The sequence below is a fragment of the Mesotoga sp. UBA5557 genome, from assembly GCF_002425715.1.
Taxonomy (GTDB): domain Bacteria; phylum Thermotogota; class Thermotogae; order Petrotogales; family Kosmotogaceae; genus Mesotoga.
Genome location: NZ_DIMV01000022.1, coordinates 20,200 through 35,099, shown reverse-complemented (window position 1 = coordinate 35,099; position 14,900 = coordinate 20,200). Strand labels below are relative to the sequence as shown.

General features: G+C 47.5%; 13 protein-coding genes. All 13 read right to left on the bottom strand.

The window, feature by feature from the left end; all coding sequences use genetic code 11:
- Positions 1 to 1,008: 1,008 nt before the first annotated feature.
- Positions 1,009 to 1,422, bottom strand: a complete 414-nt coding sequence (locus B3157_RS02510) for a CoA-binding protein (RefSeq protein ID WP_099829499.1) — start codon at positions 1,420 to 1,422, stop codon at positions 1,009 to 1,011.
- Positions 1,419 to 2,918, bottom strand: a complete 1,500-nt coding sequence (lnt, locus tag B3157_RS02505; protein ID WP_292588610.1) for an apolipoprotein N-acyltransferase — start codon at positions 2,916 to 2,918, stop codon at positions 1,419 to 1,421. Before lnt ends, B3157_RS02510 begins: the two co-directional genes overlap by 4 nt.
- Complete coding sequence (locus B3157_RS02500; protein WP_292588608.1) at positions 2,918 to 3,760, bottom strand: Cof-type HAD-IIB family hydrolase; 843 nt, start codon at positions 3,758 to 3,760, stop codon at positions 2,918 to 2,920. The genes lnt and B3157_RS02500 overlap by 1 nt, the downstream gene beginning before the upstream one ends.
- The gene (locus B3157_RS02495) at positions 3,738 to 4,721 is read right to left on the bottom strand and encodes an ExsB family protein (RefSeq protein WP_292588606.1); all 984 of its coding nucleotides are present in this window, start codon (positions 4,719 to 4,721) and stop codon (positions 3,738 to 3,740) included. The genes B3157_RS02500 and B3157_RS02495 overlap by 23 nt, the downstream gene beginning before the upstream one ends.
- A gap of 56 nt (positions 4,722 to 4,777) precedes the next feature.
- The gene (gene oraE, locus B3157_RS02490) at positions 4,778 to 6,967 is read right to left on the bottom strand and encodes a D-ornithine 4,5-aminomutase subunit OraE (RefSeq protein WP_292588604.1); all 2,190 of its coding nucleotides are present in this window, start codon (positions 6,965 to 6,967) and stop codon (positions 4,778 to 4,780) included.
- The gene (locus B3157_RS02485) at positions 6,954 to 7,337 is read right to left on the bottom strand and encodes an ornithine aminomutase subunit alpha (protein ID WP_099829494.1); all 384 of its coding nucleotides are present in this window, start codon (positions 7,335 to 7,337) and stop codon (positions 6,954 to 6,956) included. The genes oraE and B3157_RS02485 overlap by 14 nt, the downstream gene beginning before the upstream one ends.
- Positions 7,318 to 8,742 (bottom strand): 2-amino-4-oxopentanoate thiolase subunit OrtB, encoded by a 1,425-nt coding sequence (ortB, locus tag B3157_RS02480; protein WP_292588601.1) that lies wholly within the window; start codon positions 8,740 to 8,742, stop codon positions 7,318 to 7,320. Before ortB ends, B3157_RS02485 begins: the two co-directional genes overlap by 20 nt.
- Positions 8,732 to 9,046, bottom strand: coding sequence for a 2-amino-4-oxopentanoate thiolase subunit OrtA (gene ortA / locus B3157_RS02475; protein ID WP_292588599.1), 315 nt, complete (start codon positions 9,044 to 9,046; stop codon positions 8,732 to 8,734). Before ortA ends, ortB begins: the two co-directional genes overlap by 11 nt.
- A 2-nt stretch (positions 9,047 to 9,048) precedes the next feature.
- Positions 9,049 to 10,074, bottom strand: coding sequence for a 2,4-diaminopentanoate dehydrogenase (gene ord / locus B3157_RS02470; protein WP_292588597.1), 1,026 nt, complete (start codon positions 10,072 to 10,074; stop codon positions 9,049 to 9,051).
- A 169-nt stretch (positions 10,075 to 10,243) separates the two neighbouring features.
- Positions 10,244 to 11,938 (bottom strand): GspE/PulE family protein, encoded by a 1,695-nt coding sequence (locus B3157_RS02465; protein WP_292588595.1) that lies wholly within the window; start codon positions 11,936 to 11,938, stop codon positions 10,244 to 10,246.
- 3 nt (positions 11,939 to 11,941) lie between these two features.
- On the bottom strand, positions 11,942 to 12,988 hold the full coding sequence (ftsZ, locus tag B3157_RS02460) for a cell division protein FtsZ (protein ID WP_243392272.1): 1,047 nt from the start codon (positions 12,986 to 12,988) through the stop codon (positions 11,942 to 11,944).
- Positions 12,978 to 14,270, bottom strand: a complete 1,293-nt coding sequence (gene ftsA, locus B3157_RS02455; protein WP_099829488.1) for a cell division protein FtsA — start codon at positions 14,268 to 14,270, stop codon at positions 12,978 to 12,980. Before ftsA ends, ftsZ begins: the two co-directional genes overlap by 11 nt.
- Before the next feature lie 5 nt (positions 14,271 to 14,275).
- On the bottom strand, positions 14,276 to 14,884 hold the full coding sequence (locus B3157_RS02450) for a DUF4894 domain-containing protein (RefSeq protein WP_243392271.1): 609 nt from the start codon (positions 14,882 to 14,884) through the stop codon (positions 14,276 to 14,278).
- Positions 14,885 to 14,900 lie beyond the last annotated feature (16 nt).

Here is a 14,900-nt window from a genome sequence, read left to right as displayed (position 1 = left end):
CTAGGAGCTTTGTTCTTGGTTCAGAAGAAGAGCGAAAGAGACGTTGTCCGTTGGCCGTCCAAGAGCGAGGACCTGTCCTTCGAAAGAGCAACTGCACGCTTAAGAAAAAAACCGCTGGTCGCTGGAAGACCCGCTTTTCGCTGCACGCTGTAAAGATCCGCTTAACGCTGTAAGAGCCCGTTCTGCGGGAAGAACATCGCGAGAAGCAATGGGCCAAAGAACATCGGCGGACGCAAGGGTGGCGAAGATCACGCCAGGTCGTAATGCATGCTTCACAGGGAAGGATTCAAAAAAGCAGTCAACCTGCAGAGCCTGCCCCAAAATGCTTCTGCTTGGGGTTCCTGGTTATGATCTTCTTGCTCCTGCATTATGATCTTCACCAAGAACGAAGAACAGATACTTGCTCTGGAACGAACAACGGGTTCTCCTCGGAGAACCGTTCAACGGTCAACCAGGTTCTCTCGTTCTTTCCTACCCCCAACCCCGGTCTCTTGTTTTTTCTTACAACTTGCAACTTGGAACTTCCAACTGATGCTTTTCTTGGCAAACGGAGAACCATTCAACGGTCAGCCTGTTTCACTTTGCTCATTCCTACCGCTGCAACCACCAACCGCGGTTTCTCAAGAATCGCTCAAGGGGTTGACCGCTTCTGTTCACCGAACCGCCCAGACCCAATACCCTATACCCGCTATTGCCGCGTGCGAAATTGTTTCAGCATCACGGTCTATGTTTCCAGAGTTCATCCCTCAAACGAGAACAAATGATCTCTATCATGGACTTTCAAATGCCGGATTCTTGCCAGGGTGTGCCAAGGCATCATGGACAAAGTCCGTTGCGTCTGATTGCATAACTTTCATTTGTTTTCTGAATGACCAAGTTCTAGCTCTCGCTCTTGCTTCAGGCCAACCACCATCATCTACCCCTACCCCGCACCAGCTAACTCGTACGACGTTTAAGAGCTCTTTCCGACACCCTAGACCGCGCCCGCTACCAAGTACGGGACTTGCGTCACAGCGATATTCTCCTATGTTCCTCGAACATGCACAGGTCTTCTACGTAAAGAACTCCCTTTTCTGCGGCAGCCTTTGCAGCCTTTTCACTCGTTATACCCTTCTGCAGCCAAACAGCCTTTGCTCCCAGCTCTATGGCCTTCAAGGCGACTGATTCCGCCTCCTCAGAGGGTCTAAAGATGTCAACTACTTCAAGCTCTATTCCGTCGGCCACGACTGATTCAAGATCCGGGTATACTTTTAGGCCGCTGTATTCTTCCATGCTCGGATTAACAGGTATCACGCGATACCCCTTTTCAATAAGATATGTAGGAACGTAGTTAGCCGCCTTTTCCGGATTCTTTGAGAAACCCACAACAATAACTCTGTTGAGGGTCTCGAGGATTTTTTTTGCTCTCTCACGGTAATTCAAAGAACAACACCTCCAAGTATTATTAAAGCTATTCCTAGAAGAAGAGAGAACCAGAAGAACCAGTTCCCAAACCTAGTATATAGGGTGGTCGTTACCCTCGGAAGATACTGGAATTCGCCAACAACATACTCGGCCGTCAGTTCCTTCGAAGTGGGCAGTCGCTTTACAATCCTGCCATAGGGATCGATTACCGCTGAAATCCCGGTGTTGGATACCTGAATCACATATCTTCTGTTTTCTATTGCTCTGGCGATGCTTTTTGATAGATGTTGTTGAAGAGCCGTCGATATATTGAACCAACCGTCGTTTGTGGCAATGACGATCACTGTTGCACCGTTGCGAGTGAGATTTCGCGAGACATTGCTGTATAGAGAGTCGAAACAGATTTGTGCTCCTATCCTGTGCTCATCTACGGAAAAGATTGTGAATTGTTGGCCTGGATCGAAGTAGTCGAGGAACTTTAGGAAACTGAAGAGTCCAAATACTCTTGGCCATGGGAGAAACTCAACAAAGGGAGTGAGCTGGACTTTAGCGTAGAATTCATCTGAGAAGCCCTCTCCATCTACAAACCTAACCTGATTGTAGTTGCTATCGTTGTATGTGGGAAATCCCACCAAAATCCTTAAGTTGCGTTCGCTTGCAATCTGTTGAAGCTGCGAGCCGGTTGAATTACTTCTTATATCGCTCATGAAAGTTGCTTCCGGCAAGATTACTACGGAACCTTCGGGAATTTCTCTCAGCGCTCTCGAGACCACTCTCAAGGTCTCATCGGGAGGCTGGTAATACTTCATGTGCATGGAGATATTTGTTTGAAGCGCGTAAAGTGTGCTTTCATATTTGTCGGAAGAATGCGGAATAGGCACAAAACTACTCATCGCGGCATTCGCAAGAGCCACGAAAGCGACAGAAATGACAATCAATAAGGCTCTGTCTCTTGTGCGTTCCATGAAGAGATGAGACAAGTAGTGGTTGACAAAGACTATTGTGAAGACAAGGAGTAGCGGTCCACCAACCGCAAGAAGCTGAGCTATTCCCAGCTGTTCGTTTAGAAGAGCGTCAGATAGCCTCCCGTTCGTGAATCCGAGTGGGCCTATCTCCCTGAGATGCTCTGTGACTGTGAAAAACGATGCGGCAAATAGGCTGAGAAGTACAGGATACCTTTCGAAGAACCTTTGATACAACCCGTAGATGAAACCGAAAGCAAGGAAGGGAACTGCGATTACTACACCCATCAGGAAATATACTACTATTCCGATGAAGTTCGGGAATGAGTTCAAGACTTCCGGAACATTCACGGTTAGGACAGGTAGTTCCCAGTAGTGGGTTATGAGCAGATAGACGAAACCCCAGACAAAGGCCTTCAAAGCTCCCTTCAGCGGAGTTACTTCCTTCATGGAGATGAAGAACGGGATAAGTGCAACCCAAATCAAGTAACCCCAAAGCATGCCGGGCATCGAAAGCGCAGTAAGGACTGCTGAAAGGAGAACTAAGGCCACTATCGCTCACCCCTGGTTGCCAGGATTCTCTCTATTGCCTCTGCCACACCACCGTTATCGTTATCTCTTTCAGTCACCAGTTTTGCGTACCGCTTCACCTCGTCCGGCCCATTTGCCATTACCACGGGTAATTCGGCCTTCTTCAGTATCTCAACATCATTGAAATTGTCGCCAATATATGCGACGCTTCTCCAGCTCAGCCCAAGATATTCCAGTATATGTATCAGGCCATTTTCCTTTCCCACACCTGGTCCGAAAAACTCGTAGAAGGCGTGCTCTTCAACATTGTCGTTCTTGATAACGGTTACGTTCTCGAGGTGAGAATTCGATTCATTGAGAAGCTCCTGAATTCTGTCTTCTTTGCCTTCAAGAGCGATTTCAGGAATACCTTCATCCTTGATCCGCATTAGCGGATTATCTTCAAACATCATCCTATATCTGTTGTTACTGTAGTATCCTCTGTATGGAGAATCTGAAGGTTTGGTGGTGGAAATATCCGGGAGTCTGAAGAAATCGAAGAAGACAAGAGCGTTAAGGGATTTCTCCAAAGCCTTTTTGAACAGGAATCTTGCTTTGTCCGCTTCAAGTAGTGATTTTGAAATTACTTCAGTATTCTCTCCGTGACCGTACGTCACTAGAGCGCCATTCTGATAAGAAATGGGTACGTCTATGCCAAGTTGCTCGGCGTATTTGTGGCCCGAAACATAGCTTCTTCCGGTGGATATGGAGACTGCTACACCCATATCCAGAGCTCGTCTTATTGCATACTCGTTTTCACGTGGGATCTTCTTCTCGCTGTCGAGGAGAGTACCATCCAGATCAATCACAATGAGCTGAATCATCTTTCAACCTCCAACAATCTACTACCTGAAATGTCTCTAATCTGTTGTTTCTGGACTTCACCCACTCAACTTCTACGGGGAAAGCAAACTCCGGAGCCAGTCTCCCGTTTAATACCCATCTTCTTGCCTCTCTGCTATTATAGAGCCCTGGATTGGCCAAAATCTTGAGGACTGAAGGTCCTTCTACCCATCTTACTTCATCAATCACGTCTATCTCGAGAAGTGATCTCTTGATTCTCTCCCTTATTTCTATTGGGGGAAGTGGACAGACGTTAATTAAAGCGATGTTTCTTGACAGGGGACCGATCACTTTTACGTTAGCAAGAGAGTGAGTGAAATCCTCGAGCTGATCAAGTAGAACTTCATTCGCAATAGCAACCGAGTATCCGTGATAAGCCGGGTTCGCCATAATCTTCAGGAGATGCTTCAGCTTGCAGCCTTCCCTAACGGGCGCTTCTCCAATCTTTGGCACTTCGATACCAAGGTAGCTCAGCGCATTCTCTATCTGTTTCTTTGTCCATTTCCTCAAGGGAGCGTAGAATCCATCCTTGATGACGATCCCTGTCTTTCCCCAGGTGTCTGATTGGTTGGCACCCGTCGCAACAAGACCCAGAACACCGGATCTTATCGCCGGTAGCTTCGCAAGTCTAGTGCATCTATTGCACGAAGGACCGTCCTTCCAGACACTTTCTTGGGCTTCGTATCCCGACGTGAATTCCAGTCTGAGCCTCATTTTGTCTGCAAGGGAAGCTACTATTTCAAGACCTCTGCTATATGAATATGGTCCGAAACATACGTTTACAAGCTTCACCCTTTCCCGTCCAAGAGCCCTCGAAGCCAGCACGGCCACAAGTGTAGAATCCAGACCCCCTGAAAACGCAACTGTAAGCCTGCCGCTTTCAGTGAGATCTCTTATTTCGTCTATAGTCTCGTTTACTAGTAATTCGATTTGCTCACCCATCTGTTCAAGTATAACGCAAAGAAGGCGGCAAGTGCCGCCTTCTTGTTAACCGGAAGCTATCTCAGGAGCTCTCTTTTCTTCTTCACAAGGAAGGATGCTACGTGAATGCCTTTTGTTCCGCGCCCGAATCCTGCATCCATTCCACAGGAAACGGCCAGATCATTTGTAATCTGGGTTCCACCCGAAATGAAGATCAATTTGTCTCGTACGCCCTTTTCTATAGCGAGCTGAGAAATCTTCGTCAAATTGCTTACGTGGACTTCGTTGTGAGTGATAATCGTGGAGATAAGAACTGCTTCGGCACCGGTTTCTATGGCCGCATCAATGAACTTCTCCGGAGGAACACTTGTACCGAGGTAGGTGTACTTGAAGCCGAACTTCTCAATTCCTCCGTGCTTAATATCTAGGATCTCCCTTATTCCAACCGAATGTTCGTCGTTGCCGACCGTCCCGGCCACCACCCTCATTGGATGTCCTTCGACGAAGGAAACGATCTCTTCTTCGGTTAATAGATCAGGCTTCTCAGGTAGTTTTAGTGAGCCTCTCTCTATCTTGAACGGGACCTTTGCTTTTAGCTCAAGATAAGTCCCCTCAATCGGATGGAGGATGGTCTTGCTTATGACTGCTGCTTCTACAAAGCCCATCCTCTTCGCAATCTCAAGAGCTGCGGCCTCGGCATGATCGGGGTCATCGGGGATGGTCAAATCTAGCTGAACCCAACCGTCGCCCCACCATTCGACCTCGGGAGATATCAGACCTTTCTCCCTGTCTTCCAGTTGCTGAGCGATTCTAAGATTAACGTTATCGGATTCATCGAGTTCGTCTATGTACTTTATCTTTGATCTGTCATGCAGGGTGCAACCACCTATGAGTTCATCGGGCGATTTGATTCCCTCAGGGAGATTGTTGTATCCGAAGTGCTCACATACGGGGGCAAAGTATTCAGCATCCCTAGGAACAACGGTGCCGGCACCGATCCCACCGTCCTTCGGTCTCGCAATGCCGTCGCCATTGCGCTCGGGGTACTGTCCGTTATCAACAAAAAAGCCCCTCTCGGCAGCTTCAAAGTATCCGCCTGCTTCCAGTATCTCTTCCATCATTAGGATGGCGCGCATCTTCAGCTCTCTAATCTTTGGCCTCACGACCTCTTCGTTGATCTGGAGTAGGTCTTTGATTCCATCCAGAGCCAAGAGAGCATGTTTTGCGGTTTCGATGCCCCTTATGGAGTTGACATGCCACGGAACATTTCGACCTTCATCGGGAGTTATGGTGGACTGGATGTCTGCTTTGGTTAGTCTCGAAATCAGAGTGTCTAGCACATGAATTCTTGTTGCATCCATCAAGTCTGATTCGATATATCTGGTATTCATCTGAGCCCTAAATCTGTAATCTTTGAATAGTTCTCTCAGAGTTATTGCGTAGATAAAGTTCAGTTTGAACTCCGGGGCGGGAGAGACAACAGGGGGAACCGTTGAGAGAGCGATCAAATCTTTCTTCATCCCCACCTTTACAGAGAAAGCGCAGTTAATCGCATGCTGTACGAGGAGTTCGGGCATGACTTTCCATGCTCTCTTGGCAGAGGCATTCGCGTTGTGGGCGCCATCTATTTGAAGCATATCAACACTTGCCATGATTTTCTTGGCAGCTGCCGCATCGACAAAGGATCTCACAGGATTGATTCCTCTGTAAAGAACGTTGTACTGAGGGTCCTGATGAGCACCGTTGACACCTTCCTCTGCGAAGAGAACAGCGATTTCAGGTCCTGCCACTCCACTAATATAAGAATGGAAGTTTATCGGTCTTCCAACTTCTTCTTCAATGGCGTCCAAAGCTTTTCGAGTAGCTCTAAGCTGTTTTCGTGTGATAGGAATGCCTCCTATCCCTTCGGGTGTTCCTTCAATCAGACCGTCAATATGACTCTGGCCTAGTGTCCTTATAACCATGATATGGTCGGCACCATGCCAGGCAGCCATTCTCATTCTTCTGATGTCATCTTCAAATCTGCCGGAGGCAATCTCGGAGGTAATGACGGGATCGGGTTGCGGATCAATGTTCTCAAAATAGTGCGCGGCCGGTAGTCCTATGCTGTTCTTCAACGGTTCGGAAATCTGATCATATTGGAAACCATCGACTCTCGTTCCTTTGGGCAGTTTCTTTCTCCATGTCCAGCCCTTTCTTCTCGGAGCATAATGCTGCAGATCCTTAAGAATCTCCTCGACCTTCAACTTTTCGTTAACGGGCAGCACTTTCCCCACCTCCTCTGAAGAAGGTGACAAGTTCTTCCCAGCCCTTTCCTGTTGCAAGATCTTCCACAGCTTTCTCTAAAGGTTGTGATGTCTTCTTGGCGTATGAAAGGACAAGATTCCCGGCACCCTTGCCAAGGAGACCGAATTCAACGGCCTTAGCGACGATAGCCCCGGCCTGAAAACTGTCCAGCCCCATCCGCAAAAGTACTGAACGCTCGATCGAAGGACTCGTGTTTCCTTCTGCTAGTTCTATCAGCGGCTCGACGATCTTGTCCGCAAGCTCCCAGAACCTACTGTCTAGATCCTCGTCTGAAAGGTTCTGCAGGTGCAGGCTTCGCTTTTCAAAATCATCAGTTCTCTGAATCGACATTAGCACTTACCTCCTTAACCAATTCCTTGACTTTAGCTACATCAGTCTTGAGCTCTTCGGATAAGTATTCGTAATCGCTCTCGATCAATGTAACCTCCCGTCTAATCAGTTGTTTTATATAGGATCTCCTTAAGTCTGTCATGTTCACTTCTTTGTAAGCAATCTGAGAGTAACTCTCAGGGATAGATATTGTCTTGCCCGGAGCATCCAGGGCTAAAGGGTCTCCCCTCACAATCTCTATCCCGTTTTCTCTAGCAAAGGTCAATTGTGCGCTGGGTAGCTTACCTGCACCTGTATATTCGGTTTCCTGGACTACTATTGTTTTGTCTTCGGGTAGTTCTCTGGCAAGAGCTATAGCTGCTGTCAGACTCGTGTTACCTGCCGGACCTCGCTGAAGGCCCTCAAGTCTCGCAAGCATTTCAGTAACATAAAATACTTCTCCTTGCGTAACGAGAAGGTACCTGTCCATGTATCTCAAGGCTCTTGCAACATTCCTTGGAACATCTGATCTATCCGGGAGAACAGCAAATGGTATTCCAAATCCAGTGTGACCGGTGGTAAAGGATTTCCTGTTGAAGTCTCTATTGCTCGCCATGTGAAGACCAGAAAGATCGACGCTGACTCCAACGACTTGTGTTTCCTTTGCGCCTGCCTTTCTAAGACCTCTGGCCGTTCCCGTGAGATTGCCTCCCCCGGCGTGTGTAGCGAGGACGTAATCAGGATTCATTCCGATCATTCTATTTGACTGTTCCACAATCTCATATCCCAAAGACTCGATGCCCGCAATCGCATAAGGTGTATAGAGGGACGCATTGAAGAACCCAGTTTCCTCAAGAAGAAGGAGGAAGTAATAGAAGAGCTCCGGACCGACCGTAAGCTGGGCTACTTCTGCTCCGTAAGCTTCACAGGCGCGAGCCTTCTCGAGAATCTCAGGTTGACCTTTGCCTTTGCTGTCATAACACTCCTGAACAACGATGCACTTCAAAGCCCTTTTCATAGATTGAGAGGCAACGGCAGCTCCGTAGTTTCCACTAGTCGCGGCGATTACGCCTTTGTAACCGAGCTCCTTTGCCCTTGCAACACTCACTGATGCACGCCTGTCCTTGAAGCTTCCCGAAGGGTTAGTCGCCTCGTCTTTCAGGAAAATCCTAGCGCCCTTGCCCGGTTCACTGATTGTTCTTACGAGTCTCGTGATATTCTTGAGCTCAATCAGAGGGGTATCCCCAACTCCGGTTTCTGACTGAATTTTTCTGATCTCCTCAATAGGGTACGAAGTATCTCTCATGAGCGCTTCGTAGTCGAAGGCAATCCCTTCGAGTTCGTATTTGTCGTAATCAACTCCAACAGATGCCTTCATTATCTCTTTTCTTCTCGCCATTACTGATTCGTATGATCTATTCTGCATCTCTATCGCCACCAGTAAGCCATCGAGTTAGTTCAATTCCGGCCTCAGAGAGTTCGGGAATATTGTCTCCGAAGTTGTGTTCATGTTTGGGCTCGACGCATTCAAGTTTTCCGTGAACTCTTCTCCCCGAGGCGGTTTCTACAGTGACCATTTCGCCGAGTTCGGCCTTCTCTTCAATGAGAAAGCCCCTGATTCTCAGTTCAAGAGGGACGTTCTTCGTGTCCTCGGGAACGGAGGGAGCTCTCTCGCCAATATCGAGGAGGATCCGGTGTATCTGGACCCACTGCCCCTTGATTGCACTCATAGTTACATCTCCCTGATCTCGTCGATCAAGCACCTCGGTACAGGCAACTCACTCATTTCAATCAGTCCGGGAGTCGCCTCAATTACTGCGGGAATCATGTTTGTAGCAAGGGCTATAGTCCCCTTTCCGCCGGGAATCTCGGGTTTTACTGAAAGGTGAATCTCCGGGTCGCCGAAAATATCTATGTAGTCGCCAGTGTCGACCCCTTCGATTTCCGGAAGGATCTGCTGGGGATGAATAAGCTCTATCACTAGTCTGTCACCACAATAACCCCGGCCTATATGTCTGCAGCCGGCCACCATACCGGGCATTACGTGTGCAACATCAGTCTTCCTCTCTGTTCTTGATATGATTGGCTCACGAGTCTCTTCAACTCTATCAATGTTCCACCCTAAAGCATTTCCAATCATTGCGATTGACTGCTGGAAGCCTATGTGTCCTACTATCTCTCCCGACTCAATTCCCTTCTTGAATTCCTCAGGTGAAGTGCCTACTCCCTGGGTTTTCATCACAGTCTTTCCGAAGGGAGAAAGATCGTTGATCCTTCTTGCTTCTATCCTCTCGACCTTTAGACATGCACCTGTCATAGCGATTATCAATAGGTCAAGCACGAACCCTGGATTTATTCCCGTACCAAGAATAGATACTCCATAACGCCAGGCGATGTTCTCGAGGACTTCGGATTCCTCTGGATGCGAAGCGAATGGGAAGGCCATCTCTTCGGCTATCGTAAGAATATCCACGTGGTGTTTTGCAGCCATCTCTATTTTGGGAAGTACTTCTTCTACAAAGGAGTTCGTAGCTATTACAACTATGTCTGGTCTCGTTTCGGCAATTGCCTCGCCCACATCCGAATAGATCAACCTATCTGTCTTCTTGCCGTCGAGATATTCTCCAAGATCCTTTCCGATCTTTTCTGAATCCTTTTCAACGGCTCCAACCAGTCTTAGTTCTTCTTTCTTGGCAACATTACGGGCCACTCCGCTTCCCATTGCGCCAAGGCCCCAAACTAATACTCTGTACGCCATAAAGAAACCTCCTATCCGAATTTGTAATTATCCGATTCAATACTATCATCGGCGAGATGGGGAGGCTATTTGCGCATTATGCGACTATTCGCGATAAAAGACGACTATTCACGACTTCTGTGAGTATGTTTGAGTATGCGTAAGTATGGATCGAGAAGAGGAAGTCTGGCTAGTACTCTATGGCAACTCTTTTTATCTCCTCAAGGGAAGTGACTCCGTCGATCACCTTCTGCACCCCATCGTTGTAAAGCGTTCGCATTCCAGCCTTCACGGCAGCCTGAGCAAGCTCTCTCTCTGAAGCGTTCTGACCAATCATCTGACGAAGATTGTTGTCAACAACCAGGATTTCGCTAATACTGGTTCTACCCTTATAACCCATTCCCCGGCACTCGGGGCAGCCATTTCCAGGAATGTACTCGCTGAAGTCATTTCTATCGGGGTAAAAGGTTGAGGCCATCTTTCTTAGTTCTTCTCTCACTGGTATTTTGACCTTACAGTTGTTACAGAGCTTTCTTACCAATCGCTGCCCCATAACTCCGATCAATGAAGTGCCAAGTAGGAAGGGATCAACCCCCATGTTGACAAGTCGAGCAACCGCGCCTGCAGCACTGTTGGTATGGATTGTTGAGAAAACAAGATGTCCAGTTAGCGATGCCTCAATCGCCAGCTGCGCAGTCTCTCTGTCTCTGATCTCGCCGACCATTATTATGTCAGGGTCCTGACGCAGGAAAGATCGCAGGTATCTCGCAAAAGTCAATCCGATGTCCGTGTTCACCTGGCACTGAGAAATACCTTCAATAGTATATTCAACAGGGTCTTCCGCCGTAAGCACGTTGACCTTCTCCGAGGTTACTTGGTTTAGGACCGCTACCAGAGTAGTGGACTTTCCGCTTCCCGTAGGACCAGATACCAGTATGATACCGTACGGAGCGTTGATTATGCTTTCGAAACGCTCTCTGTTGTGGTCTGAAAGACCGAGATCTTCAAGCTTCTTCTTCGCATTTGATACCCTGAGGATTCTCATAACAACTTTCTCGCCGAAAATCGTTGGCATTGTCGAAACTCTCATGTCGAACTGCTCATTGCCTCTCCTAATATAGAACTTTCCATCCTGAGGCATTCTCTTCTCTGAAATATCCAGCTTACACATGACTTTGATTCTCGACACTACAGAATTATGAGCTTTGCGCGGATAGCTCAGGACCTTTCTCAGAACGCCGTCGACTCTCAGTCTGGCAACGGCCATTTTCTCGTAGGGCTCCAGATGGACGTCACTGGCATCGCTTCTTATGCCGTTGTCCAGAAGTGAGTTTATGAACTTCGCGACGGGAGTATCATCGGTTTCGTCCTGTCTGTCATCTTCAAGATCAATTTCCGTGTGCTGTTCTATGCTGAAAGTATTGTCTATTATCTCGCTGGAGGCAGACTCGTCATACGAAGATTTGTAGAGAGCATCGAACATTGGTGGAGGTACAAGGAGCGTACTAATCTTGTTTCCTGTGAGGAAGGAGAGCTCTCTGTCTATCTGAGGAACCCTAAGAACTTCAGTAGTTACCACCTTAAGGACCCCTTTTTCGTGATCAAACTCTATAGGGATTACACTAAGCCTGTCTGCAACAGGCTTAGGAATCATTCTTAGGACATCGGGAGTAACCATATTAGGCAAATCTTCGAGTACCTTAAGCCCGTATTGCTTTGAGAGTGAATCGTATATGTCCTCCCAGGAGATTACGCCCATACCAACAAGAACTTCACCGAGCGGCTTCCCGACTTTTTTCTGCAGAGTTACGGCCTGCTGGAGAGCATCTTCACTTAGGAGTCCCTGATCTATGAGAAGCTCTCCGAGTCTTTTATAGACTCTCAACGATCACTCCTCCTCGTTTATATCCAGTCCGAATCGGTAAATCGCGGGGATGTCGGAAGCATCACCCATGAGTTCGCCCTCGTCTAGTTCAAGGCCCGCTGCAATCAAAGTTATGTCAAGTTCATCATCGTTCATATCCGGGTCGACAATGAGCCCAAGCTTCACGTCTGCGTCTTCGCTGCAGTTCTGTCTCACAATTGCAGCCGCAATATTCATCTCTCTCAAGGTTATGTTCTTCGCCGAAACATTTAGAATAATCCCCGTCGCGTTGTCGATCGGCTTTTCCAACAGTCGGCTTTCAAGAGCTCTTCGAGCTGCTTCTTCTGCACGTCTTTCGCCTGAGCCCACACCAATTCCCAGCATCGCCGTTCCGGCATTTCTCAAAACCGACTCGACATCGGCAAAGTCCAGGTTGATATACCCGCGCTTTGTTATGAGCTCGGAGATACCCTTGATTCCGTGATGGAGAGTTTCATCGGCCTTTGCAAAGGCATCTACGATTGAAGTGTTCGGCGGCAGTTCTTGAAGAAGCTTGTTGTTCGAGATTCTGATGAGAGTATCCACTGAGTTCTTAAGCCTTCTCAAGCCTTCGTTGGCAGTCTTTAATCTCGTATTACCTTCGAAGAAGAAGGGGGTTGTGACCACTGCAACGGTCAGGATTCCCATTTCCCTTGCAATCGAAGCTACTATTGGCGCTGCGCCCGTTCCGGTGCCACCGCCCATTCCTGCAGTGATAAACAGCAGATCGGTGTCTTCAAGAAAGGTCCCGATTTCGTCAACCGATTCCTCTGCCGCTCTCTCACCGACATTTGGGTTACCGCCGGCTCCCAGGCCTCTAGTCAGTTCAGTTCCAAGCTGAATCTTAAGATCGGCCTTATTGCTTTCAAGAACCTGAATATCTGTATTTGCCGCGATGAAAGTGACGCCGTGGATTCCTTCGGATATCATTCTGTTTACGGCGTTACCGCCTGCTCCACCAACACCAATGACTTTTATGGATGGCAATCTGATTTCAGCATTCTTCTTTCCTGTGTCAATCTCAAAGCTCATCATCTTCACCTCCAAAGAAGAGGGATTTTATAAACGATCCAAAGTCTTTCTTGGGTCTTTCAACCACGCTTTCTACGGCTTCTCCCTGGACTTCCTCGGGGGAAACAAGATTGCCCAAACAGGAGCTGAATACTGGGTCATTAGCAACATCATGACTGTTCTCAATTCTTTTGTTGAAACTAGTCTCATATGTACCAATTCTTACCGGCATCTTTAGAGACTCAACGCCTACATCCGTAAGACCTCTCAGCTTGGAGCCCCCACCAGTGAAAACGACTCCTCCGGGAATCCTTTCTTCGGAGTATTCCGGATTGTTTATTATGAAGAGCTGGATCTCTTTTCTGATCTTGTTCAGAAGCTCTTTCACCCTCGCATAGATAACTGTGGAGAGTCTTCTTACCGAGACATTCTTTCTAGTTCTTTCATCAAGTCCAAAGTACTCCACAACGTCTTCAGCATCAGGCGGGAACATACTGCAATGGCCGTAATTGACAAGCAATCTCTCGGCTTCATCTACCGATGTACCGAGAACCCTCGCTACATCCAGCACTATGTGTCTTATTCCAAGAGGAATTCTCGAGATGTAAACGGGAAGATTCTCCCTGTAGATTACGGTTTCGGAGAAACTGTGTCCGAGGACAACGCTAACCACACCGTGCTGCTTCTCAGTATCCGTCAATACAGCTTCAGATGCAGAAATAAGCGCTGGAGAGATGAAGAAGTCACCTCTGCCGAAGAGTTCTTCGAAGAGCCTTCTGAAGATCTCGACCGACTTGCCTTCGCTTGAAACAAAAACCATCTCGACATTCAGTTTCTTCGCGTACATCTCAACGGGATTGAAGACGACTTTATCATCATCGAGAATATACTTACGGATATAGCTTCTGTGTATATTAGTGTTGCCCGTCTTCATCTTCTCCGCCTTGAGACGACTCATAATGCTCAAAATCGTTTGCTCTTTCACCATTACCTGTTTCTCTTCGGAGAGAATTTCTTCTATGTTCTCCGAGAATACTGAATAGTCCCCATCTGTGAAACTGATCTTGAAGTCTGCCTCAACGTCCTTCTTGCCCATCTGACCTGTTAGATCCTCAATCAGCTTCTGAATGGACTGCTTAAGAGCAACCGCATCTTTAACCTCGCCCTTGTCGAGCCCAACAGTCTTGACACTCCCATAAGCCTCAAGAGTCATCTGACCTGTCTGTTCTCTGCTTACCACCACACCCTTAAGGGTGTTCGTGCCAACATCGAGAGAAACTGTATAATCCTTCCCCCTGGCCATCAATGTCACCTCGCTCTCAACAGTTTACCATCACTCAAGAAAATATATTCGCTTCTGTCGGAGGCGTTTTCTAACTGAAGAAGAAGGTCCTTATTTGCTTCCAAGCTTTCCCAGTCAAGTACCTTCACTCTGATCCCTCTTCTGAGTAACAACACATTGTTTTCAAAATCAAAGTAAGATACCAGTGCCAGTACTCTTCTGTCAGCAAGAATGCCCTCTACCGCTCCGGCAAAAATCTCTATGTCTCTTTCGGTGGCTATATAAACTCCATTTTCTTGAAGAAAACTAACGCCGCCGATAATCGGATTACTCACAACCTCCGAAAGATCGGCATAATCAACTATAACAAAATCGTCGGAGACCCAGTAATATTTGTCTCTATAACTCACCAAAAACTTTCCCGGTTTCAAAAAGACTCTTCCGCCGGAAACGTCAATGCTTCCCGGTGGGTAAATTATATCAGTTTTCCAGGTTCTTCTAAAGGCCAAAGGAAATTCAACCAGAATCTCACCGAAATTAACGATCCTGGTCAACTGCTGTACCGGTGCCGTGAAGAATGACTCCAGTACGAAATTCGCAATAGAAACCATCCAAATGGCAAAGAGAATTACCACACAAATACCGGCTCTA

Coding starts and splice junctions, on each gene's coding strand:
- B3157_RS02500 (WP_292588608.1), bottom strand. CDS start 3,760: ATGATTCAGCTCATTGTGATTGATCTGGATGGTACTCTCCTCGACAGC.
- B3157_RS02495 (WP_292588606.1), bottom strand. CDS start 4,721: ATGGGTGAGCAAATCGAATTACTAGTAAACGAGACTATAGACGAAATA.
- B3157_RS02485 (WP_099829494.1), bottom strand. CDS start 7,337: ATGTCGATTCAGAGAACTGATGATTTTGAAAAGCGAAGCCTGCACCTG.
- ortB (WP_292588601.1), bottom strand. CDS start 8,742: ATGCAGAATAGATCATACGAATCAGTAATGGCGAGAAGAAAAGAGATA.
- ortA (WP_292588599.1), bottom strand. CDS start 9,046: ATGAGTGCAATCAAGGGGCAGTGGGTCCAGATACACCGGATCCTCCTC.
- ord (WP_292588597.1), bottom strand. CDS start 10,074: ATGGCGTACAGAGTATTAGTTTGGGGCCTTGGCGCAATGGGAAGCGGA.
- ftsZ (WP_243392272.1), bottom strand. CDS start 12,988: ATGAGCTTTGAGATTGACACAGGAAAGAAGAATGCTGAAATCAGATTG.
- ftsA (WP_099829488.1), bottom strand. CDS start 14,270: ATGGCCAGGGGGAAGGATTATACAGTTTCTCTCGATGTTGGCACGAAC.